Origin of the sequence: Paracoccus fistulariae (genome assembly GCF_028553785.1) — a bacterium.
Taxonomy (GTDB): Bacteria; Pseudomonadota; Alphaproteobacteria; order Rhodobacterales; family Rhodobacteraceae; genus Paracoccus; species Paracoccus fistulariae.
In genome coordinates this window covers 3346136-3367708 of the sequence record NZ_CP067136.1, presented here as the reverse complement: position 1 = coordinate 3367708, position 21573 = coordinate 3346136, and the positions used below count along the sequence as shown (strand labels likewise).

At 62.9% G+C, this 21573-nt stretch carries 18 protein-coding genes; 4 read left to right on the top strand and 14 right to left on the bottom strand.

The annotated features are described in order from the left end of the window. Nucleotides 1-53 precede the first annotated feature (53 nt). Nucleotides 54-347: a putative quinol monooxygenase gene (locus tag JHX87_RS16625; RefSeq protein WP_271883688.1), complete on the bottom strand. Its 294-nt coding sequence runs from the start codon at nucleotides 345-347 to the stop codon at nucleotides 54-56. Next, nucleotides 344-1117, bottom strand: coding sequence for an SDR family oxidoreductase (locus JHX87_RS16620; RefSeq protein ID WP_271883690.1), 774 nt, complete (start codon nucleotides 1115-1117; stop codon nucleotides 344-346). Before JHX87_RS16620 ends, JHX87_RS16625 begins: the two co-directional genes overlap by 4 nt. Before the next feature lie 138 nt (nucleotides 1118-1255). Here JHX87_RS16620 and hchA point away from each other — a divergent pair, with 138 nt between their 5' ends. Together hchA and JHX87_RS16610 are read left to right on the top strand one after the other, a co-directional pair. After that, entirely contained in the window at nucleotides 1256-2134 is an 879-nt protein-coding gene (gene hchA, locus JHX87_RS16615) for a glyoxalase III HchA (protein WP_271883691.1), read from the top strand. A 153-nt stretch (nucleotides 2135-2287) separates the two neighbouring features. Next, entirely contained in the window at nucleotides 2288-2758 is a 471-nt protein-coding gene (locus JHX87_RS16610; RefSeq protein WP_271883692.1) for a PPC domain-containing DNA-binding protein, read from the top strand. A 6-nt stretch (nucleotides 2759-2764) separates the two neighbouring features. Here the strand turns inward: JHX87_RS16610 and JHX87_RS16605 are convergent, their stop codons facing one another. Next, nucleotides 2765-3787: a histone deacetylase family protein gene (locus tag JHX87_RS16605; protein WP_271883694.1), complete on the bottom strand. Its 1023-nt coding sequence runs from the start codon at nucleotides 3785-3787 to the stop codon at nucleotides 2765-2767. 299 nt (nucleotides 3788-4086) lie between these two features. Here JHX87_RS16605 and JHX87_RS16600 point away from each other — a divergent pair, with 299 nt between their 5' ends. Next, entirely contained in the window at nucleotides 4087-4761 is a 675-nt protein-coding gene (locus JHX87_RS16600) for a DUF1269 domain-containing protein (RefSeq protein WP_271883696.1), read from the top strand. An 80-nt stretch (nucleotides 4762-4841) separates the two neighbouring features. On the opposite strand, the gene JHX87_RS16595 is transcribed toward JHX87_RS16600, so the two are convergent. From JHX87_RS16595 to JHX87_RS16545, 11 genes are all read right to left on the bottom strand, one after another. Then, a complete protein-coding gene (locus JHX87_RS16595; protein ID WP_271883697.1) occupies nucleotides 4842-5387 on the bottom strand; it encodes a nucleotidyltransferase family protein in 546 nt (181 codons plus the stop codon). Then, nucleotides 5384-6283, bottom strand: coding sequence for an XdhC family protein (locus tag JHX87_RS16590; protein ID WP_271883699.1), 900 nt, complete (start codon nucleotides 6281-6283; stop codon nucleotides 5384-5386). Before JHX87_RS16590 ends, JHX87_RS16595 begins: the two co-directional genes overlap by 4 nt. 4 nt (nucleotides 6284-6287) lie before the next feature. Then, nucleotides 6288-6884, bottom strand: coding sequence for an Isoquinoline 1-oxidoreductase subunit (locus tag JHX87_RS16585; protein WP_271883700.1), 597 nt, complete (start codon nucleotides 6882-6884; stop codon nucleotides 6288-6290). Continuing rightward, complete coding sequence (locus tag JHX87_RS16580; RefSeq protein ID WP_271883702.1) at nucleotides 6881-9028, bottom strand: xanthine dehydrogenase family protein molybdopterin-binding subunit; 2148 nt, start codon at nucleotides 9026-9028, stop codon at nucleotides 6881-6883. Before JHX87_RS16580 ends, JHX87_RS16585 begins: the two co-directional genes overlap by 4 nt. A gap of 3 nt (nucleotides 9029-9031) precedes the next feature. Further along, entirely contained in the window at nucleotides 9032-9490 is a 459-nt protein-coding gene (locus JHX87_RS16575) for a (2Fe-2S)-binding protein (protein WP_271883703.1), read from the bottom strand. Between the two features lie 202 nt (nucleotides 9491-9692). Then, nucleotides 9693-11324, bottom strand: coding sequence for an alpha-D-glucose phosphate-specific phosphoglucomutase (locus tag JHX87_RS16570; protein WP_271883704.1), 1632 nt, complete (start codon nucleotides 11322-11324; stop codon nucleotides 9693-9695). Next, nucleotides 11321-13459 carry a glycogen debranching protein GlgX gene (gene glgX, locus JHX87_RS16565; protein WP_271883706.1) on the bottom strand — a complete coding sequence of 713 codons (2139 nt, stop codon included), beginning with the start codon at nucleotides 13457-13459 and terminating at the stop codon, nucleotides 11321-11323. The genes JHX87_RS16570 and glgX overlap by 4 nt, the downstream gene beginning before the upstream one ends. Further along, on the bottom strand, nucleotides 13456-14880 hold the full coding sequence (glgA, locus tag JHX87_RS16560; protein ID WP_271883708.1) for a glycogen synthase GlgA: 1425 nt from the start codon (nucleotides 14878-14880) through the stop codon (nucleotides 13456-13458). Before glgA ends, glgX begins: the two co-directional genes overlap by 4 nt. Next, nucleotides 14880-16139: a glucose-1-phosphate adenylyltransferase gene (glgC, locus tag JHX87_RS16555; RefSeq protein ID WP_271883710.1), complete on the bottom strand. Its 1260-nt coding sequence runs from the start codon at nucleotides 16137-16139 to the stop codon at nucleotides 14880-14882. Before glgC ends, glgA begins: the two co-directional genes overlap by 1 nt. Before the next feature lie 39 nt (nucleotides 16140-16178). Further along, nucleotides 16179-18362: a 1,4-alpha-glucan branching protein GlgB gene (gene glgB, locus JHX87_RS16550; RefSeq protein WP_271883711.1), complete on the bottom strand. Its 2184-nt coding sequence runs from the start codon at nucleotides 18360-18362 to the stop codon at nucleotides 16179-16181. Nucleotides 18363-18450: 88 nt separating this feature from the next. Then, nucleotides 18451-20061, bottom strand: a complete 1611-nt coding sequence (locus JHX87_RS16545; protein WP_271883713.1) for an alpha-glucosidase — start codon at nucleotides 20059-20061, stop codon at nucleotides 18451-18453. 418 nt (nucleotides 20062-20479) lie between these two features. On the opposite strand from JHX87_RS16545, the gene JHX87_RS16540 reads away from it, so the two are divergent. Continuing rightward, nucleotides 20480-21550 (top strand): ABC transporter ATP-binding protein, encoded by a 1071-nt coding sequence (locus tag JHX87_RS16540; protein WP_271883714.1) that lies wholly within the window; start codon nucleotides 20480-20482, stop codon nucleotides 21548-21550. The last annotated feature ends 23 nt before the right edge of the window (nucleotides 21551-21573 follow it).

Below are 21573 nucleotides of genomic sequence, written 5' to 3'. Positions count from 1 at the left end.
CCGGGCGCGGCCGATCAACTCGGCCGCGCCTTCAGCAGATCCCGTCACCGCGGTCAGGCGATGCGGCAATATCGCGTCACATGCGGTCGGCCGTCCAGAAACGGGCGCAATCTGGACACGGCATCCGACAGGAAATCCGTCCCGTTATGCGCCGCTTCATCCGCAGCCGAGGCCCAGACCTCGATCGAGGTGAAGGCATCGGCATCATCGGTCTGGCGGAAATAGCCGTAATCGATGCAGCCCGGCTCGGCCCGCGCATGCGAGGTCATTTCGGTCAGGATCGGGATCGCCTGATCGGCGCTGCCGGGCCTGATCCGAAAGCGCGCCGTGACGTGGATCTGCGTCATACCTTGCGTTCCCATTCCTCGCGCTGCTCGCGCTTGGCCATCTCTTCGGCGGCGGCGGGACGGACGGTGCGGTAGGGATGTTCATCGGCCTCGATCACATCGATGATGGCGTCGATCATCTCTTGCGGATCGTGCTGCTTGTTCAATTCGCGCACCGGCCAGTGATCCATGACGCGCGGCGCCTGACCCCACCACTGATCCTGCGATTCCATGCCGGTGTCGTTGAACCCGGTGCGAAATGCGCCCGGATTGACCGTCGCGACCTTGACGCCATAGGGCGCAAGCTCTTCCCGCATGGCCGAACAGAAGGCCTCGACCGCGTGTTTCGAGGCCGCATAGGCCGAATCCCACGGCACCTTGACCAGCCCCGCAATGGACGACGTCCAGACGATCTTGCCGCTGCCACGCTGGGCCATCTGCTTGCCAAAGCCCTGCGCCATTTCCAGCGCCGCGAACACGTTGGTTTCGAAAATATCGCGCACGATCTGGGGCGGCAGTTCCAGAACCGGCCCAGATTCCATGATCCCGGCATTGTTGAACAGAACGTCAATCTCGAACTGGAAGGCGTGGTCGCGGTCGATCTGGCTGCGCACGTCCAGCTTGATCACGCGCAGTTCCAGACCCTCCTCCCTGGCCAGCTGCCGCAATTCGGTCACCTGCGGCCAGATCTCGCAGGCGGCGATGACGTCATGCCCCTTGCGCGCCAGCCCAAGCGCAACCCCCTTGCCGAACCCGGAACCTGCCCCTGTAATCAGAACCCGCTTTGTCATCCTTCACTCCTTTACGTTGAGACAGTCCGCTTGTGCGCGACCATATGGATACCTAGCTAAGGTTCCATGCGAGCGGATGTAAGCCGTTCCCTGTAAGACTCGCAGAGTTCTAAGAATTTTCACCCGAAAGGAAAAAGCATGAGCGACGGTCAAAATCTTAGCAAAGAACCGCAACCGGATCCGGCGCAGGAGGATGGCTTTTTCCCTTCGCCTTATTCGCTGAGCCAATATACCGCGTCGAAGACGGATTATGACGGCACTGATTTCGACAAGCCCTATACCGGCGGCAAGTGGAAGGTGCTGGTGATCGCCTCGGACGAGCGTTACGTATTGATGCAGAACGACAAGTTCTTTTCGTCCGGCAACCACCCGGTCGAGACGCTGCTGCCGATGCACCATATCGACGCCGCCGGCTTCGAGATGGAGATCGTGACGCGCTCGGGCAATCCGGTGAAATTCGAATACTGGGCCTTCCCGCAGGAAGATGAGGCGGTGAAATCCGTCTATGAAAAATATTTGCCGCAGATCAGGCAGCCCCGGAAATTGTCGGATGTGCTGCCCGAACTGACCGCGCCGGATTCGCCCTATATCGGCGTTCTGGTCCCGGGCGGGCATGGCGCATTGGTCGGCATTCCCGAAAGCGAAGGCGTCAAGACCGCGATGAACTGGGCGCTGGAAAACGACCGTTTCATCATCACGCTGTGCCACGGCCCGGCCTGTCTGCTGGCCCCGGCCCTCAATGAGGATCCCGAGGATTATCCCTTCAAGGGCTATGAAATCTGTGTCTTCCCCGACGCGCTGGACGAAGGCGCCAATGTGGATATCGGCTATATGCCCGGCCAGTTGCCCTGGCTTCTGGGTACGCGCCTGAAAGAGTTGGGCGTGAAGATCATGAATGACGATCTGACCGGCGCCGTCCACCGCGACCGCAAGCTGTTGACCGGCGACAGCCCGCTGGCGTCCAATGCGCTTGGCAAGATGGCGGCCAGGGCGCTGCTGGAAGCGGTCTCTGAATAAGCGACCTCTGTCGCGCGTGGTGGTCGCCTGATGGCGAAACCCGCGCATGCAGATTGTGCCCGCCCGGCGCGACCGGGTGGGCATCTCCCCACGGGGCAGGCTGCTTGACAGGATCGCGCAATCGCCGATGCTGAGGCCAGCAAAGGACACCCCGTGACCGATTCCGCATCCCGCACCGACATCGCCCACTATGCCCCCTCTCGCGGGTTGTTTGCCGCAATGCGTCTGGCCCCGGGCAGCGACCTGATCGCCGGTCTGCGGCAGGCACAGCGAGAGTCAGGCGCGCAGGCGATGGCGGTCGTCGCCTGCGTCGGCAGCCTTGACCGGGTGCAGCTTCTCCATGCCGATCAGACAGGCCCCACGCCCTATCGCGGCCGATATGAGATCACCTCGCTATCCGGCACCATCGATCCGCAGCGTCAGCATCTGCACCTGAGCATGGCCGATGGTGAAGGCCGCTGTTACGGTTGCCATCTTCTGCCCGGCACGACGATCTATACCACCGCAGAAATCACCCTGCTTCTGCTGACCGATATCCGCTTCGCCCGAGAGCCCTGCCCGCAATCGGGCTTTGACGAGCTCGCGATCTACAAGCGGATGCCAATGGGCGATTTCACGGTCTGAACCCCTCTAACCCTGCGGCATGGCGGACAGGTAGCTGGCCAGGTTATCGCCAAGGGATGGCTGCATGTAGCCGCCCTCCTGCACATTCAGGATCGGCACCCCGGCCCCCGCAATCGCCGCCGCGATCCGGGCGAAACCGGGCGTGGTGATGCGCAGCCCCCGGAACGGATCGTGCTCATGCGCGTCCAGCCCCAGGGCCACGACAATCACCGAAGCGCCAAACGCCGCGATCTGTTGCAGCGCGTGATCCAGCGCCACAAGGTAATCGGAATCCCCCGTGCCACGCGGCAGGGGCAGGTTCAGGTTGAAACCCAGCCCGCGCCCCGCGCCGCATTCCTGCGCGCCACCGGCATAGAAGGGATAGAACTCGGCCGGATCGACATGCAGCGACAGGGTCATCACATCGTCGCGGTCATAGAACAGCGCCTGCGTGCCATTGCCGTGATGCACGTCGATATCCAGTATCGCCGGACGATGCCCTGCCGCGCGCAGATATTCGGCGGCAATGGCCGAATTGTTCAGATAGCAAAACCCGCCCGCAATCTCGGCATAGGCGTGATGGCCCGAAGGCCGCGCCAGCGCATAGGCGCAGCGCTGCCCGGACAGGATCAGATCGGCCCCGCTCAGCGCCGTTTGCGCCGACCAGTAGATCGAGGTCCAGCTGTCCGGCCCGATCGGCGCGGATGTATCGGTGTTATGATAGCCGATCTGCGCGTCGCTGTCGTAGGAGTAATGGACATCACGCATCGGTGCGATCCGGCTGGGCACAACCTCGACCAGATCGGGGACCAGTTCCTTGCGCCGGGCATAGATGCCGCCAAGAAAGCCAAGGTAGCGGGGCGTGTGCAATGCAGCCAGCGGGGCAAGCCCGTGATCGGTGGGCACCGCGAATTCCAGCCCGGCCTGCCTTGCACCGCGCATCAGCTCTTCCACGCGGTCCGGGCGATCGGGGTTTTGCACCAGCTTCCCGTCCGACAGCCGGAACTGCGGGTCATGCAGGCGCTGACGCTCATCGAAAATCGCTATCATCTGACATCCTTCCTGTCCGTCGCGGCCGGGCCAGATTGCAGCAGGATCGACCCGCCGTCAAAGGGCCGGTCGGCATTCGTCACGCCCCAGAACAGCGCAGCGTACTGCGGGGCTTACTGGTCGCGAAAAAGTGACATTCCGCCCCGGAACAGGCGGAAATCAGCTTACAGTTGCGCAGAAAGGAAAGAAATCGACCTCTCAGGTTGTCGGCGCGTTTACCATCGACCTGTCAGAATCAGCCGGAAACAGGCCTGGTTGTTATGGCATGAGACGCTATTCTTAGAGTGGAGGCTCTTTACATGCCCAGAAATATCATCGTTGTTACATGGCCAGAGGAAAGCAAAGCCTATCAGGTGCTTTCCGACCTTCGCGCACAATTCGGCAGTCAGATCTATCAGGCCGGCGTGGCCGAGCGGAAAAAGGACGGGCGCATCCTTCTGAAGGATGGTGACAGCAATGTCATCGATGCCGGGACCCTGACCGGCAGCGCGCTTGGGGCGCTGATCGGCATTCTTGGTGGCCCGCTTGGTGTGCTGCTTGGATTTTCGACCGGGGCGCTGATGGGATCGCTGGTCGATCTGGACACAGCCGTGGATGACAGTGCCGTTCTGTCCAAGGTCAGCGCGCAGCTTGCCCCCGGCAGCACCGCGCTGTTCGTCGATATGGACGAGCATGACACCTCGGTCGTCGATACGCTGGTCATTGCGTCCAACGGCAGTCTGGTCCGCTATGATTATGACGACATACTGGCCGAGATCGTTCAGGCCGAGGACGCGGCCCGCGCAGCCTCGAAAGAAGCCAGCCGTGTGCTGCGCGAAGAAAAGCGGGCCGAGCGCAAGGCCGATCTGGAAGCGGATTGGCAAAAGACCAAGGAGAAGTTCAAGAGCTTCTTCGGTTCCGACAGTGGCTCTGGCAGCGGCTCTGCGAGCAGCGCGGAACGCAAGCCGGAAGGCAGCCCCGAAAACGCTTCCTGATCCCGTGATCGGATCTCTGCCGCGTCACGCGGCAGAGATGACCCATTCAAAGGCGCATCGGCACGGGATAGGTGCGGCGATCACGGCAGATCGGTGGGTCGGTCGATATCGCGCAGCCGTGCGGCCGGAATCTCGATCCGCATGGTCGGCGGCACATTCCGCAACAGCGCGCCCGCGCCCCGGTCGCCCGTCAGGGCCATCAGCCGCCCAAAATAGCTGGCCGGAAAGATCGCGGGCGGGATGGGCGCGCCATCCTTCCAGCAGCAGCCCGGTGCGTCGTCGCGCAACGCAATCAGCCCCGCAATATCGCCTGTCCCGATGAAGGGCATATCCCCAAGCGCGATGACAACCCGCGTCGCGCCCGATCCGTCAATCGCCGAAATCCCGGCTGACAGGCTGGCCGATTGCGGCTGTCCGGGGGGCTGCATCACCAGTCGGAACCCCATCGGCTGCAACAGATCCGCCACCGCCCGAGAGGAAACCACCGCAACCCGGTCCGCGACACCCTCAAGCGCGCCCGCGGCATGGGTGACCAGCGCCCGACCATCCAGATCGGCCAGCAGCTTATCCGCCGTGCCAAAACGCCGCGACTGACCTGCCGCCAGCAACAGCGCCGCCACGCTCATGGCAGGCGGGCCTGATCCAGCACCTGTGCCAGGACCGATGCCGCAAGGGTGCGCGGATCGCGAACCGAGGGGATCAGCCCGAAAGGAGAGGCCAGCCGCCCGATATCCTGCGGTGAGACACCCCGCAGCATCAGCGCGTCGCAGCGCGCCCGATGCGCCCGCATGCTGCCCTGCGCACCGACAAAGAAGGCGGGCGAGGCCAGCGCCGCCTGCAGCAGGGGCGGTTCCCAGTCATGATCGTGGAAGAACAGCGTAACGGCAGTGCGCGGGTCGATCTGCAGGCCCTGCGGCCACTCCGCACCCGTCATGGCACCACCATGTGCAAAATCGCGCCGCGTCTCTTCGTCGGGGGAAAACAGCTCGACCGGATAACCCGCCGCAAGCGCCAGGGCGGCAAAGCAGCGCGCCTCCGGCCCCTTGCCCAGCACCAGAAAGCGGGGCTGTGGCAGGATGTTCAGCACCAGCGGGTCGATGGTCAGCTGAGCCTCTTGCCGCTGGTCGATCTGGCTGCGCGCATTCTTCAGGGCCACCTGATCCGGCGCGGGAATGATGCGGATATCCAGACCGCCGCCGCAGGGCAGCGCCAGATCGCGATAGGGCGAACCCGCGCCATAGCGCAGATCGCGGATCTGCCCGTCCGACAGCGCCTGTTTCGCATGCAGGATCACGTCCTGCTCGATACAGCCCGAAGACAGGCTTCCCCGGGAACGACCTTGCGCGTCAATCACCATCGTCGCGCCAAGGGGCCGGTAAGAGGGGCCTTCGACGCCGGTAATGATCGCCAGCGCAACCGGACCTGCCGCGTCGGGCAGGGTCAGCGGCACCTCGCTTTCGCAGATGCGGATCACGCGCGAATTGTCATCCGCGCGTGAGATTTCCGGTATCTGGCAGGTCACGGGGTCAGCTCGGACAGGCCGCGCCGGTATCGATCCAGGCGCGGGTCAGCTGACCCAGCAGCTCTTGCGAGCCGGGCGCAGGTGTCCGCCCTGTCCCCGGATCCCAGGCCCAGCCGACAAGGCCGTCTTCGGCCATATGCTCGTACAAGGCTTCAAGATCGCGGCCGCCATTGCGTTCGGGATCCTTGATCTGGGTGCAGATGTCGCTCAACGGCACATCGGCCCAGCCCATTTCGACCGGGGCCAGCACCCAGGGCTCGTGCCCCGGAATGCTGCCCTGACCCGAGGTGAATTCGACATTCTGGCCGCTGTGACAGGTGGTGCAGTTCATCGCAGGCGCCCCGAAATCGGCATCGCCACGGATGACCGGCGGCGAATGCGGACGCATATCGTCGCCCTGCGTCGGGCCGCCAGTCACCGGGTGACAGTTCACGCATCGCGCATCCGTCAGCACCTTGCCCATCTCTTGAAAGATCGCGGCAGAGCGTTCGGCTTCATCCGCGATATCGGCAAAGGCCTCGGGGCCGGACAGCGTGTCCTGCGCAGCGGCAGGCGCCGCGCCCAGCAGCGCGACACCAAGGATAAAGGCCATATGCTTCATGATGTTACTCCGCTGAAGGGCAGCTCATATTGTTTGTTTCCGGTTAGCGCACGCCATGCATTGGCCATGGCCGGGGCCAGAGGCGGCACGCCCGGCTCACCCACCCCGGTCGGGTCGGCATCGCTTTGGATGATCGCGACTTCAACCTCGGGCATCTCACCGATCCGCAGCATGGGATAGTTGTGATAGTTGGACTGCTGCACCTCGCCGCCGGGGGCAAAGGTGATGCGGTCATGCAGGGCCGTGCCCAGGGCGAAACCGATGCCGCCTTCCATCTGCGCGCGGATCACGTTGGGATTGACGGCCACGCCGCAATCCACGGCGCACCACACCTTGGTCAGATGCGGCACGCCGCCGCGATCCTCAAGCTCGACCACCTGGGCGACATGCGTGCCGAAGCTTTTGACATAGGCGACGCCATAGCCCTTGCCGTCGCGCGTCGTGCCGTTCCAGCCCGAGATCTCGGCCACCTTCTCGATCACGCCGCGCACGCGGGTTTCGCTCTCGGGAAGCAGGTCCAGACGGCCCTGCACCGGATCCTTGCCCGCAGCCTCCAGCACCTCATCCAGAAAGGCCTCGACCGCATAGCCGGTATGGGTGTGACCGACCGACCGCCACCACAGCACGCTGACCGGGCTTTGCATCCGCGCCCAGCCGATGCGCTTTGCACCAAGGTTATAGGGCAGGCCGGACGAACCTTCGTAAGAGGTCGTATCGGGGCCACCCTGCAACATGCCCTCCATCGCCGAGCCCATCAGGATGGACTGATTGGCGACGATGTTTTCCCAGCCGATGATATTGCCATCGGCATCCAGCCCGGCCCGCAGCTTGTGGATGGTCATCGGACGGTAATAGCCGCCCTTCACGTCATCTTCCCGCGTCCAGACCAGCTTGAAGGCGCCATCGCGACCCGCCGCCTTGGCGATCGCGGCGGCTTCGGCGGCCAGATGCGACGTGCCCTGCGCGCGGCGCCCGAAAGAGCCGCCCGCCATCAGCACATTGATGCGAACATCCTCTTGAGGCATCTCCAGAACCTGCGCCACCGTCATGTGATCGAGCGTCGGGAACTGGCAGCCATACCACATCTCGGCCTTGCCCTCTTTGACCTCAATCACCGCATCAAGCGGCTCAAGCGGTGCATGAGCCAGATAGGGAAAGCGGTATTCGGCCTCCAGCACCTGGGCGGCATCGTCCAGAACGGCGATATCCTCGTGCTCTTCGACGGTCTGGCCGCCTTCGGCCAGGGCCTGGGCATATTCCTCGAACATCTCGGCGGAGCTGCGGGTTTCGGCGGCGCTGTCGTCCCATTCCACGCTCAGCGCATCGCGCCCTTTCATCGCGGCATAGGTGTTGGTGGCATAGACCGCCACGCCTGACGGGATCTGGCGCACCATTTCAACGCCCGAAACCTGCAGCGCGGCGCTGTCGTCGAAGCTGGCAACCGTGGCACCGAATTTCGGCGGATGGGCCACCACCACGGTCAACATGCCGTCGCGGAAGATATCCATGGTGAATTCGGCCTTGCCGGTCGTCTTGGCCGCCGTATCCAGCTTGGGCAGGTCGGTGCCGATCAGCACGAAATCCTTGGCCTCTTTCAGCGGCGGATCTTCCGGCACCGTCTGGCTTGCGGCCAGCTGGCTCAGCGCACCGAAGCCCGAGGAGTTGCCCGATCCCTCATGCGAGATCACGCCCGCCTTCACGGTGATTTCCTCGGCCGGGACGCCCCATTCCTGCGCGGCGGCCGCAACCAGCATGGCCCGCGCGGCGGCACCTGCCTTGCGCATCTGGATATAGCTGTTGGCGATGGCGGTCGATCCGCCGGTACCCTGCATCGGCCCGAAGGCAAGGTTGTTATAGAGTTCCGCGTTCGCCGGTGCGCCCTCGGCCCGCATCTGCGACCAATCCGCATCCAGTTCCTCGGCCACCAATGTGGACAGGCCGGTATAGGGCCCCTGCCCCATTTCCAGATGCTTGATCATCACGGTCACGGTGTCATCCGTGCCGATGCGGATAAAGGCGTTCGGCGCGAAAGGCTCGGCCGCGGCCTGCTGCGCGCGCGCTTTGGGCAGCGGCAGCGTCAGGGCCAGCATCAGCCCGGCGCTGCCTGCCAGAAAGCCACGGCGGGTGGTGTGCATCGCAGTCATCGCTTAACCCTCCAGCGTCTTGGCGGCGTCGTGGATCGCCTGACGGATGCGGACATAGGTCGCGCAGCGGCAGACATTCCCGGCCATGGCGTTGTTGATGTCCTCATCGGTGGGATTGGGCACCATCTGCAGCAATGCGGTGGCCGACATCACCTGACCCGACTGGCACCAGCCGCATTGGGGCACGTCAATCGCCTCCCACGCGGCCTGAACGGCTTTGACTTCGGGGCCTTCCATGCCTTCGATGGTCGTCACCTCGCCGCCCTCGACCATCGAGATCGGGGTGACGCAGGACCGGCGCGGCATTCCGTCAACCATGACCGTGCAGGCACCGCATTGCGCGACGCCGCAGCCGAATTTGGTGCCGGTCAGGCGCAACTCGTCGCGCAGGGCCCAAAGAAGGGGAGTATCGGGATCAAGGTCGAGATCGACATCCCGACCGTTCACAGTGAAACTGGTCATACCTGGCCTCTCTAGCTGGGTGTTCTGTCATGATGGCCGATCCCCCGTTCGCGTCAAGTGGCATTGGCCAGGACCGAATTCGGGGATTGCCGTAAGTTTATAAAACTAAACGGTTTTGATTATCAAAACTGCTGTTGCCTGTCCCCGGACATATCCCGGGGACGGCGGGCTGGCAATGGCGAAATCCCTGCCTGCCCAAAGGTCAGGTGATCACATCGGGCGCGTCGCGTCCGGTTCTTTCGCGGATTCCGGCGATCTGATCTGCGGCGGCGATGACGTCCGCCAGCGCCGTTTGTGCATCCTTTTCAACCGCTTGCGGATCGGTCTCCAGCTGCTCCAGATAGACCCGCAGGGTCGCGCCCTCGGTCCCGGTTCCTGACAGGCGGTACATCACGCGCCCGCCCGAGGTAAATCCGACCATGATCCCCTGCCCGGTCGAGCGAGAGCCATCGACCGGATCGTCATAGGCGAATTCCTCGGCCGATGCGACGGTCAGCGGGCCGAAATTTTTCCCCGGCAGATTGTCCAGAGAGGCGCGCAGATCATCCACAAGCTGATTCGCCACCGCGGAATCCACCGCCTCGTAGTCATGGCGCGAATAGTAGTTGCGACCATAGCGCGCCCAGTGATCGCGCATCACATCGACCACCGCCTTGCCCTTTGCCGCCAGGATATTCAGCCACAGCAGAACCGCCCACAGCCCGTCCTTTTCGCGCACATGGTCCGATCCGGTGCCCGCGCTTTCTTCGCCGCAGATCGTGGCGCGCCCGTCATCCAGCAGATTGCCAAAGAATTTCCAGCCGGTCGGCGTCGCGAAAGAGGCGATGCCCTTGGCCTCGGCCACCCGGTCCGCCGCCGCAGAGGTCGGCATCGAGCGTGCGATCCCCGACAGCCCGGCGGCATAGCCCGGCGCCAGATGCGCCAGATCGGCCAGCACCGCCAGACTGTCCGAAGGGCTGACATAGCTGCCCTTGCCCACGATCATGTTGCGGTCGCCATCACCATCCGAGGCCGCGCCGAAATCGGGGGCATCGGCGCCATACATCACATCCATCAGATCCTTGGCCCAGATCGGGTTGGGATCGGGATGGCCGCCGCCGAAATCGGGGCTGGGCGTGCCATTGACCACCGTGCCCGCAGGCGCGCCAAGCCGGTTTTCCAGAATCTCGGTCGCATAGGGGCCGGTCACGGCATGCATGGCGTCAAAGCGCATGCGGAACCCGTCGGCAAACATCGACCGTATCGCGTTGAAATCGAACAGGCTTTCCATCAGCGCGGCGTAATCGGTGACCGGATCGACGATCTCGACCCGCATCTGGCCAAGCTGGCTTTCCCCGACCACGTCCAGATCGACATCCTGCGCATCCAGGATGCGGTATTGGTCGATCTCTTTGGTGCGGGCGAAGATGCGGTCGGTGACGCCCTCCGTCGCAGGACCGCCATTCGGACCGTTATATTTCAGGCCGAAATCCTCATCCGGGCCGCCGGGATTGTGGCTGGCCGACAGGATCAGCCCGCCATCGGTTTCCCGCTTGCGGATCAGATGCGACGCCGCGGGCGTGGACAGGATCCCGCCCTGCCCGACGATACAGGCCGCCGCGCCATTGGCCGCGGCCATGCGCAGGATCACCTGAATGGCGCGGTCGTTGAAATAGCGCCCGTCGCCGCCGACGACCAGCGTCTTGCCCTCAACGCCGCCAATGCCGTCAAAAATCGACTGGACGTAATTTTCCAGATAATGCGGCTGCATGAAGACACGGGTCTTCTTGCGCAGGCCGCTGGTGCCGGGCTTTTGCCCCTCGATCGGGCTGGTCTTGACGATATGCTGGGTCATGCGGGTTGTCCCTTCGTCTGCTTGACGGTTGCTTTCATCGGCTTCGACTCTGCTACTTGCTGAAAAAGTTCAAAAACCGCGACGGAATCGGCCTGAATCTGGGTGTTGAGCGCGACGGGCGCCAGAATGTCATCCTCGGCCGTGTCGAAACAGCGGCGCCAGAATTCGCCTTCGGGGGCGGCGGGCAGCGTGGCTTCGCGCGCGTCGCCCGCGTTGAAGATGACATAGACCGCACCCAGACGCGGCTCGTAGGGCGGAGAGTTGCGGGCCATGCGCACCTCCATCCCCAGAAATTTCAGCGTCGGATCGGCCCAATCCTCGGGCGTCATGGGTTCGCCATCCGCGCGACGCCAGAACAGATCGGGAAGCCCGTCGATCATGCGCGTCTGTGAATGCAGGAACCGGCGCTGACGCAGGATCGGGGTCTGTTTGCGATAGGCAATGATCTTGCGGCAGAAATCCAGAAATTCGGGATCAGCCTCGTCCCAGTTCACCCAGCCGATGGGATTGTCCTGGCAATAGGCGTTGTTATTGCCGCCCTGCGAATTGCCCAGTTCATCCCCGGCCAGAACCATCGGCGTGCCCTGGCTCAGCATCAGGGTTGCCATCATGTTGCGCCGCCTGCGGGCGCGGCGGGCCAGCACCTCGGGATCGTCGCTGGGCCCCTCGACCCCGCAATTGTCCGAGAAGTTGTGATCGTGGCCGTCGCGATTATCCTCGCCATTGGCCTCGTTATGCTTGCTGTTGTAGCTGACCGTATCCATCAGGGTGAAACCGTCATGGGCGGTCAGGAAATTGATCGACGAGGTCGCGGGCCGCCCGTCATGGTCAAAGCGGATGGCCGATCCCGCAACGCGGCTGGACAGCTTGGGCACCATCCCCTCATCCCCGCGCCAGAAGGCGCGGACGCGGTCGCGATAGCGGTCGTTCCATTCCTTGAACGGCGCCGGATAGGCGCCCAGTTGATACCCGCCCGGCCCGACATCCCATGGCTCGGCGATCAGCTTGACCCGGTTCAGCACCGGATCCTGCCGCACCGCCCGCAGGAAGGGCGCATCGCGGTCGAATTGCCCGCCCGTGCGCGCCAGCGTCGAGGCCAGATCGAAGCGGAAGCCGTCGACGCGCATCACCTCGACCCAGTAGCGTAGCGAATCCATCACCAGCCGCAGGGTCGCCGGGTGATCCATGTTCAGCGAATTTCCGGTGCCGGTGTCGTCATGGTAATAGCGGCGATCGTCGGCCAGCCGGTAATAGCTGGCATTGTCGAAGCCCTTCAGACACAGGGTCGGCCCCATCTGGTCGCCCTCGGCCGTGTGGTTATAGACCACATCCAGAATGACCTCGATCCCGGCGGCGTGGAAACGGGCGACCATCTGCTGAAACTCGGCGATATCGCCGCCCGAGAGATAGCGCGGATCGGGGGCAAAGAAGCCATAGCTCATATAACCCCAGTAATTCGTCAGCCCGCGATCGACCAGAAAGCGATCATTGATAAAGGCCTGCACCGGCAGCAATTCGATCGTGGTCACGCCCAGATCGGTCAGGTGGTCCAGGATCGGCTCGGACGCCATGCCCAGAAACTTGCCCGGCTGGCTGACATCGCGGTGCTCGGCGGTCAGGCCCTTGACATGCGCCTCATAGATCACGGTTTCCGACCAGGCGTGCTGCGGACGACCGCTGCTTTCGCCCCAGCTAAAGGCCGGATCCACGACCACGCTGCGCGGCATATAGGGCGCGCTGTCGCGAATGTCGAAGCTAAGATCCAGCGCCGGGCTGCCGATCTGATAGCCGTAAAGCGCGTCGTTCCAGACCGGATGGCCCGTCAGCCGCTTGGCATAGGGATCCATCAGCAGCTTGTGCGGATTGAAGCGATGGCCATTCTGCGGCTCATAGGGGCCATGCACGCGAAAGCCATATTGCTGGCCGGGCTGCATGCCGGGAAGATAGCCGTGCCAGATATGGCCGTCCCGTTCGGGCAGGTCCAGCAGGACGGTTTCCTCGCCCTTCTGATTGCACAGGCACAGGGTCACGCGGGTGGCGTGCTGCGAAAATACGGCGAAATTGACGCCTTCGCCATCGAATGTCGCGCCCAGCGGAAAGGGGCGACCGGCGGTCAGATTGAATTTTTCGGTCATCTCTTCGTCATCAGCGAGTCATAGAGGGCTGCATAGCGGGCCGCGGATTGATCCCAGCCCACGGCCTGCCCCATAGCATTCCGCTGCATCTTTGCCCAGCTTTCGGGCTGTTCGTAAAGGTCGCACAGCTTGTTCAGCGCATTGCTCAGCGCCTCGGCGCTGACAGGATAGAACTGAACCCCCGTGGCCACCTGCGCGCCGATGCTGGCAGGCGTGGCGGGGATGACCGTATCCGCCAGCCCCCCGGTCAGCGCCACCAGCGGCAGGGTGCCATAGCGCAGGCCGTAAAGCTGCGTCAGCCCGCAGGGTTCAAAGCGCGACGGCACAAGGATCGCATCCCCGCCCGCGATCATGCGATGCGACAGCGCCTCGTCATAGCCGATGCGGATGCCGACATTCGGCCCCGCGGCCCGGCGAAAGGCGTCCTCCAGCCAAGGATCGCCCGATCCCAGCAGAGCCAGTTGGCCACCGCGCCCGATCAGCGTCGGCAAGGCCTGCAACAGCAGATCCAGCCCCTTCTGTTCGGTCAGGCGCGACACGACCACGCAAAGCGGCCCCCCGGCCTCGGCCAGACCGAATTCCTCGCGCAGGCGTTGCTTGTTGGGGCCTTTGCCCTTGGGCGCCTTGTAGGTCTTGACCTCGGCATCCGATGCGGGCGACCAGACCTCATCATCGATCCCGTTCAGGATGCCGGTGAAATCGGCGCGCCGATCCCGCAGCACGCCCTGCAGACCCATGCCGAATTCGGGTGTCATCAGCTCTTCGGCATAGGTGGGCGACACGGTCGTCAGCTTGTCGGCAAAGACCAGCCCCGCCTTCAGCGCGCTGATCTGCCCCCAATATTCCAGCGCATCGGCATGGAAATCCGCAGGATCCAGCCTGAGCGCCGCGATTTTCGAGGCCGGTGCCAGCCCCTGAAAGGCGATGTTATGGATGGTCAGAACGGTCCGCACCCGCCCGGCCGCGCCCGATCGCGCGATGTAATAGGGCGCCAGACCGCCCTGCCAGTCATGCGCATGGACCAGATCGGGCTGCCAATCCTTGATGGCGCCATTCGCGATTTCCGAGGCCGCCCAGCTCAGCGCGGCAAAGCGTTCCGGGTTATCCACCCAATCCACACCGGACTGGTTCAGATACGGGCCTGCGGGCCGGTCATACAGATGCGGCGCATCCAGGATCAGCAGATCCAGCCCTGCGACGGTGGCGGCCAACAGGTCAGCAGGTCCGCCGAAACAATTGTCGAACCGGGCGACGGGTCTGGCATCCTTCACCATCCCCATGACCACCGGATATCCCGGCAGCAGGGTCCGCATGGTGACGCCAAATGGCGCCAGCGCGCCGGGCAGCGCCCCGGCCACATCGGCCAGGCCGCCCGTCTTGATCAGCGGCACGCATTCCGATGTGACCGAAAGAACCTGCATTACCGCGCCGCGCTCCACCTGTCGACCATGTCCTGGGTGATCAGCGTGACCCCCCGCTCGGAAACGCGGAAGAATTTCGCGTCCTCGGCATGATCTTCGCCCACGACCAGACCTGCCGGGATCTCGACCCCGCTGTCGATCACGCAGCGGCGCAGCCGGGCCGAGCGGTTGACGACCACCCTTGGCAGCACCACGGCATGATCCAGCACCGCGTAAGAGTTGGTATGCACATTCGTGAACAGCAGCGAATTGCGCACCTCGGTCCCCGAGATGATGCAGCCCCCCGACACCATCGAGGAAATCGCCACCCCGCGCCGGTCGGCCTCGTCATGGATGAATTTCGCGGGCGGCACGCTTTCGGAATAGGTCCAGATCGGCCAGCTGCGATCCCAAAGATCCAGTTCGGGGGTGAAGTTCGACAGGTCGATATTGGCCTGCCAGAAGGCATCGACCGTACCCACGTCGCGCCAATAGACATCGGCGCCGGGCGCGCGCACGCAGGAATCGTCGAAACGGTGGGCGATGGCCTTGCCGTTCTGGACGATCTCGGGGATCAGGTCATTGCCGAAATCATGCGATGAATTCGGGTCCTGCGCATCCTTCAGCAGCAATTCGCGCAGGAATTTCCAGTTGAAGACATAAATCCCCATCGAGGCCAGCGCCTTGTCGGGATCGCCCGGAATGCCCGGCGGATCAGCGGGTTTTTCCAGGAAAGAGGTGATCCGCCCATCGGCATCGGTGGCCATGACGCCAAAGGCCGTAGCCTCCATCCGCGGCACGGTCAGGCAGCCGACGGTGACATCCGCGCCCTCGGTCACATGCTGACGGATCATCATCTCGTAATCCATCTTGTAGATGTGATCGCCGGCCAGAATGACGATGTAATCGACGCCATAGCTGTCCACGATGTCGATATTCTGCGTGACCGCATCGGCGGTGCCGCGATACCAGTTTTCCTCACCCATCCGCTGGCTGGCGGGCAGGATGTCCAGAAACTCGTTCCGCTCGGCCCGGAAGAAGTTCCAGCCGCGCTGGCAATGCCGGATCAGGCTATGCGCCTTGTACTGGGTGGCGACGGCCATCTTGCGGATGCCGGAATTCATGGCATTGGACAGCGCGAAATCGATGATCCGGGCCTTGCCGCCGAAATAGACGGCAGGTTTCACACGTCTGTCGGTCAGTTCCTTCAGACGAGAGCCACGCCCCCCCGCCAGGACAAACGCCATCGACCGCTGGCCAAGCCTTCTGTCATCCACCATTCGCAATTCCCCCTTTTTCCTGACGCGCCGCGTCAATAATTATCCCAAACGAAAGATCAAAACACTCAATGGCGGCAAGGTGACGCTGATCGAATTGGGCAGACCGTCCCATTCGACCGGCTGGCTGTGCATCTCGCCTGAATTCACGCGATGGCCGCCGCCATATTGCTCGGCATCGCTGTTCATCACCTCATGCCAGCCTCCGGCGACCGGCACCCCGACGCGGACATCCTGCCGCTCGACCGGGGTGAAGTTGCAGATCACCACCACGGGCTTGTCGCCCTCATCCCCGAAGCGCGCGAAACAGATGGTCGAGCGTTCGGGATCATTTGCGATCCAGCGGAAGCCCGACGGGTCGCAATCGCGGCGATAAAGCGCCGGCGTATCGCGATAAAGATGGTTCAGATCGCGCACCAGCGCCTGCAGCCCGCGCTGCTTTTCGCCATGCAGGGCGTCCCAGTCCAGCGACTGATTGTGGTTCCATTCCTGCCACTGCCCGAATTCGCAGCCCATGAACAACAGCTTCTTGCCCGGATGCGCCCACATGAAGCCGTAATAGGCGCGCAGATTGGCGAATTTCTCCCACTCATTGCCGGGCATCTTCGCGATCATGCTGCCCTTGCCATGGACGACCTCGTCATGGCTGATCGGCAGGATGAAATTCTCGGAAAAGGAATAATCGATCGGGAAGGTCATCAGGTGATGATCATAGGAGCGGTAGATCGGATCCTTCTCGATGTAACGCAGGGTGTCGTTCATCCACCCCATGTTCCATTTGAAACCAAAGCCCAGACCGCCCGCATCCACCGGCGTTGTCACACCGGGAAAGGCGGTCGATTCCTCGGCCACGGTCATGATGCCATCGACACGTCCATAGGTCTGGACATTCATGTCCTTCATGAAGTCGATGGCTTCGTAATTTTCCCGGCCACCGTCGCGATTGGGCACCCATTCCCCGTCCTTGCGGGAATAGTCGCGATACAGCATCGAGGCGACCGCATCCACGCGCAGCGCGTCGATATGATATTCCTCAAGCCAGTAAAGCGCATTGGCGACCAGATAATTGCGAACCTCGGTACGGCCGTAATTATAGATCAGCGTGTTCCAGTCCTGATGGAACCCCTCGCGCGGGTCTGCATGTTCATACAGATGCGTGCCGTCGAACTGCGCAAGGCCATGCGCGTCCGAGGGGAAATGCCCCGGCACCCAATCCATGATCACGCCCAGCCCCGCATCATGGGCCGCCTGCACCAGATCGCGGAATTCATGCGGCGGGCCAAAGCGGATCGTGGGCGCATACATGCCCACCGGCTGGTAGCCCCATGATCCGTCAAAGGGAAATTCGCTGACCGGCAAAAGCTCAAGATGGGTGAATCCCATCCATTTCGCGTAATCGACCAGCTGGACCGCCAGTTCCTTATAGCTGAGGCTGCGCCCGCCTTCGGCATGGCGCCAGGACCCCAGATGCACCTCGTAGATCGAGATCGGCTGATCGCGGCGATGGCGCGCGGCGCGGGTGGCCATCCAGTCGCCATCCTGCCAGCCATAGCCCGAGATATCACGCACCACGGACGCGGTTTCCGGCGGATGCTGCGACCCGAAGCCGACAGGATCGGCCTTTTCCAGCAGGGCGCCGTTCTGGCCCGAGATCTCGTATTTATAGGTCGTGCCCTCGGCCAGACCGGGCAGGAAAATCTCCCACACGCCGGTATGGCCGACGGGCCGCATCGGATGGCGGCGACCGTCCCACTGGTTGAAGTCGCCAATCACCGAAACCCGCCGCGCATTGGGCGCCCAGACGGCGAAATGAACGCCCTTGACGCCCTCATGCGTGATCGGATGCGCGCCAAGCGCCTTCCAAAGCTGTCGATGCGTGCCTTCGCCGATCAGGTATTGATCGACCTCGCCCATGACCGGCCCGAAGCGATAGGGATCGTCGAACTCCCAGCTTTCGCCATTTTCGAACCGGGCGCGCAGCCGATAGCCGCTTTTCAGATTGCGGATCGCGCCGCCGAAAAGCGGGCCTTCGATCCGGGGCAGTTCCACCGTGCCCTTGCCGACAATCGCCTCCAGCCCGACGGCATCGGGCAGCAGCGCCGTCACCCAGATCTGCTTGCCATGGGGCTTGGGGCCCAGCACCTCGAAAGGAGAGGCGTGACGCGCCTCGATCAGACGTCGTATGGCATCATCGGAAAGATGGGGCGGACGCGTGGATTTGCTCATGAATCATCCTTTCCCACAGGCTGCAAAAAGCCAATGTCATTCGCGGCGCGATCCGGCGGCATATCCTGCGACCCCTCGCGCATCCGCCCTAGTCCCCCGACATCCGGGCGATCACGAACCCATTCGGCCCAAGCCTGACTTCATCATCAAAGATATCTGCGGCCTGCGTCAACACCGGCAGGACCCTGCCGTTCAGCGGCGCCACAACCTCGTCCGCGGACAGGTTGAACAGGCAGATGAAATCCTCGCCGCGACGATAGCCCAGGATTGGTTCGGGCAGGTCCAGAAAGTGGATCGCGCCGTCGCGAAGATCCGGTTCGGATTTCCGCAGGGCCAGCATCCGGCGATAGAAATTCAGAACGCTGTCCGGGTCGTCTTCCTGAACCGAGGCCGCGCGTTCCTGTTGCGGCGCCTTGACCGGCAGCCAGGTCGTGTCGGCGCCCGAAAACCCGCCATTGCGTGCCGCGCTGTCCCAGGCCATCGGCGTGCGGCAGCCGTCACGGCCCTTGTATTCGGGCCAGAAGGTGATGCCATCGGGATCCGTCAGTTCCTCGAATGTCAGCTCGGTATCGACCTGCCCAAGTTCCTCGCCCTGATACAGGCAGACCGAGCCTTCAAAGCTCAGCAGCATGGCGGCGGCCTGCCGGGCCAGGTCGTCCTGATCCGCCGCATGGGGCAGCCAGCGCCCGACATGGCGCGGCACGTCATGGTTGGAAAACGCCCAGCAGGGCCACCCGTCCGGCGCGCCGCTGAAAAAGGCCTGAATGCGGCTGCGGAAATGGCTGGCGGTGAAATCCGGGCCCAACATCTCGAAGGAATAGGCCATGTGCAGCCGCTTGCCGCTGGTATATTCGCCCATCAGCCGGATCGCCATATGGCTGTCACCGACCTCGCCCACGGTGGTGCGGGCGTCGAATTCATCCATCAGGGCGCGCAGACGCTCCAGAAAATCCAGATTTTCGGGCTGGTTCTTGGAAAACAGGCAGAACTGCATCTCGAAGGGGCGCACGGCATCCTGCGCCCAGGGCAGCGGGTTGGCGGCGTTGTCGCGCAGCAATTTGTCGTGGAAATAGAAATTGACCGTATCCAGCCGGAACCCGTCCACGCCACGCTCTAGCCAGAAGCGCATCTGATCCAGCAGGTAATCCTGAACGCGGGGATTGTGGAAATTCCAGTCCGGCTGCTCTTTCAGGAAATTATGCAGGTAATATTGCCGCCGACGCGTATCCCATTCCCAGGAAGAGCCGCCAAAGATCGACAGCCAGTTATTGGGCGGGGTGCCATCGGGCCGTGGATCGGCCCAGACATACCAGTCGGCCTTGTCATTGTCGCGCGAGGAACGGCTTTCCTCGAAAAACGGGTGCTGGTCCGAGGAATGCGAGATCACCTGATCAATGATGACCTTCAGCCCCAGTTCATGCGCGCGGGCCACCAGCGCATCGAAATCGGCCAGATCGCCAAAGACCGGATCGACATCGGTATAATCCGACACGTCATATCCCATGTCTTTCATCGGCGAGGTGAAAAAGGGCGACAGCCAGATCGCATCAACGCCCAGCGAGGCGATATAGTCCAGCCGGTCGGTAATGCCTTTCAGATCGCCGATCCCGTCATCATTGGAATCCATGAATGATCGCGGATAGACCTGATATGTTACCGATCCCCGCCACCAGTCGCGATCTACGGCCGTTTCTGTCATAAATACTCCTGACGAGGTCGAATCGTTACTGTTTGCCCTAACACCCACCTATCGCGCAGACATAACGTGGCGGCAAGGCGAAAGCGTTAATGAATGTGAATTGCCGGTAGGGATCGGCACCATCGGCGATACGTGAAGAGCCCAGCGGCCTGCACTGAACGAAAATTCATGCCGATCACCCGAATTTTCGCAAAAGTAACTTTGCGTCATCTGGATGCGCGTTTTACCGTATTACGAATATAATCGCGCATTCGCGAAAAGTTCTCATTGACAGATCGCCGTGCGACATGATCGGATGGCGCTGCTTGAGGGGAAAATATGCCGAAAATTGCCGATGTTCTCGCGGGCCAGCAGGGCAGCATCGCGCATCACCGGGCGCGATCAGGGAGAACCCGATGACGAAGATGGAAACCGCTGCATGACGCTTGACCTGCGCGGCATATCGAAATCCGTGGGCGGCCGGGTGCATATCCATCCGACCGATCTGACGCTGCAGGCCGGCAGCATGAACGTGCTTCTGGGACCGACGCTGGCGGGCAAGACCACCATCATGCGGCTGATGGCGGGGCTGGACCGGCCGACGCAGGGCCGGGTGTTCTGGAACGGTCAGGATGTGACCGACCAGCGGGTGCAGGACCGCAAGGTCGCGATGGTCTATCAGCAGTTCATCAACTACCCCTCGATGAGCGTGTACGACAATATCGCCTCGCCCCTGCGGCTGATGGGCGTTGACCGGGCCGAGATCGACCGCCGCGTGCGTGAAACGGCCGAAATGATGCGCCTGTCGCCGATGCTGCAGCGCAAACCGCTGGAGCTTTCGGGCGGGCAACAACAGCGCTGCGCCCTGGCGCGGGCATTGGTCAAGGGTGCCGGACTGGTCCTGCTGGACGAACCTCTGGCCAATCTGGACTACAAGCTGCGCGAGGAATTGCGCGCCGAAATTCCGCGCATTTTCGAAGAATCCGGCGCGATCTTCGTCTATGCCACCACCGAACCCGAAGAGGCATTGCTGCTGGGCGGTAATACCGCGACGCTGTGGGAAGGCCGCGTGACGCAATTCGGCCCCACGCCGCAGGTCTATCGCGCGCCACAGGACGCCACCACCGCGCGGGTGTTCAGCGATCCGCCGATGAATTTCAAATCCGTGCAGGTCCGCAATGGCCGCGCCACGCTGGACGATGCGTCATGGGAGATCGGCAACCTGCCCGATGGCGATTACATGGCGGGCTTCCGCGCCGCCCATCTGTCGCCGCAGGAACGCGCCGGTGCCGTCGCCCTGCGCGCGCGACTGGACACCACCGAAATCACCGGCGCCCGCACCTTCCTGCACCTCCATCACGGCGCCGACCGTTGGGTCGGGCTGGTCGACGGCGTCCATCAGCTTCGGCCCGGTCAGGATCTGACCGTCTGGGTCGATCCCGCTCATATCTACCTGTTCACCCCCGATGGTGCGCTGGCCCGGCCCGCGCCCTATGCCGCGGCGGCCTGAGCCATGCCCGAGGGACAAGACAT

Excerpts from the sequence above, each read along its gene's own strand:
- JHX87_RS16570 (WP_271883704.1), bottom strand. The coding sequence starts at position 11,324 with ATGACCCAGCATATCGTCAAGACCAGCCCGATCGAGGGGCAAAAGCCC.
- hchA (WP_271883691.1), top strand. The coding sequence starts at position 1,256 with ATGAGCGACGGTCAAAATCTTAGCAAAGAACCGCAACCGGATCCGGCG.
- JHX87_RS16580 (WP_271883702.1), bottom strand. The coding sequence starts at position 9,028 with ATGACTGCGATGCACACCACCCGCCGTGGCTTTCTGGCAGGCAGCGCC.
- glgC (WP_271883710.1), bottom strand. The coding sequence starts at position 16,139 with ATGGTGGATGACAGAAGGCTTGGCCAGCGGTCGATGGCGTTTGTCCTG.
- glgA (WP_271883708.1), bottom strand. The coding sequence starts at position 14,880 with ATGCAGGTTCTTTCGGTCACATCGGAATGCGTGCCGCTGATCAAGACG.
- JHX87_RS16540 (WP_271883714.1), top strand. The coding sequence starts at position 20,480 with ATGACGCTTGACCTGCGCGGCATATCGAAATCCGTGGGCGGCCGGGTG.
- JHX87_RS16620 (WP_271883690.1), bottom strand. The coding sequence starts at position 1,117 with ATGACAAAGCGGGTTCTGATTACAGGGGCAGGTTCCGGGTTCGGCAAG.
- JHX87_RS16625 (WP_271883688.1), bottom strand. The coding sequence starts at position 347 with ATGACGCAGATCCACGTCACGGCGCGCTTTCGGATCAGGCCCGGCAGC.
- JHX87_RS16595 (WP_271883697.1), bottom strand. The coding sequence starts at position 5,387 with ATGAGCGTGGCGGCGCTGTTGCTGGCGGCAGGTCAGTCGCGGCGTTTT.
- JHX87_RS16585 (WP_271883700.1), bottom strand. The coding sequence starts at position 6,884 with ATGAAGCATATGGCCTTTATCCTTGGTGTCGCGCTGCTGGGCGCGGCG.
- JHX87_RS16600 (WP_271883696.1), top strand. The coding sequence starts at position 4,087 with ATGCCCAGAAATATCATCGTTGTTACATGGCCAGAGGAAAGCAAAGCC.
- JHX87_RS16605 (WP_271883694.1), bottom strand. The coding sequence starts at position 3,787 with ATGATAGCGATTTTCGATGAGCGTCAGCGCCTGCATGACCCGCAGTTC.
- JHX87_RS16575 (WP_271883703.1), bottom strand. The coding sequence starts at position 9,490 with ATGACCAGTTTCACTGTGAACGGTCGGGATGTCGATCTCGACCTTGAT.
- glgX (WP_271883706.1), bottom strand. The coding sequence starts at position 13,459 with ATGACCGAAAAATTCAATCTGACCGCCGGTCGCCCCTTTCCGCTGGGC.
- glgB (WP_271883711.1), bottom strand. The coding sequence starts at position 18,362 with ATGAGCAAATCCACGCGTCCGCCCCATCTTTCCGATGATGCCATACGA.
- JHX87_RS16545 (WP_271883713.1), bottom strand. The coding sequence starts at position 20,061 with ATGACAGAAACGGCCGTAGATCGCGACTGGTGGCGGGGATCGGTAACA.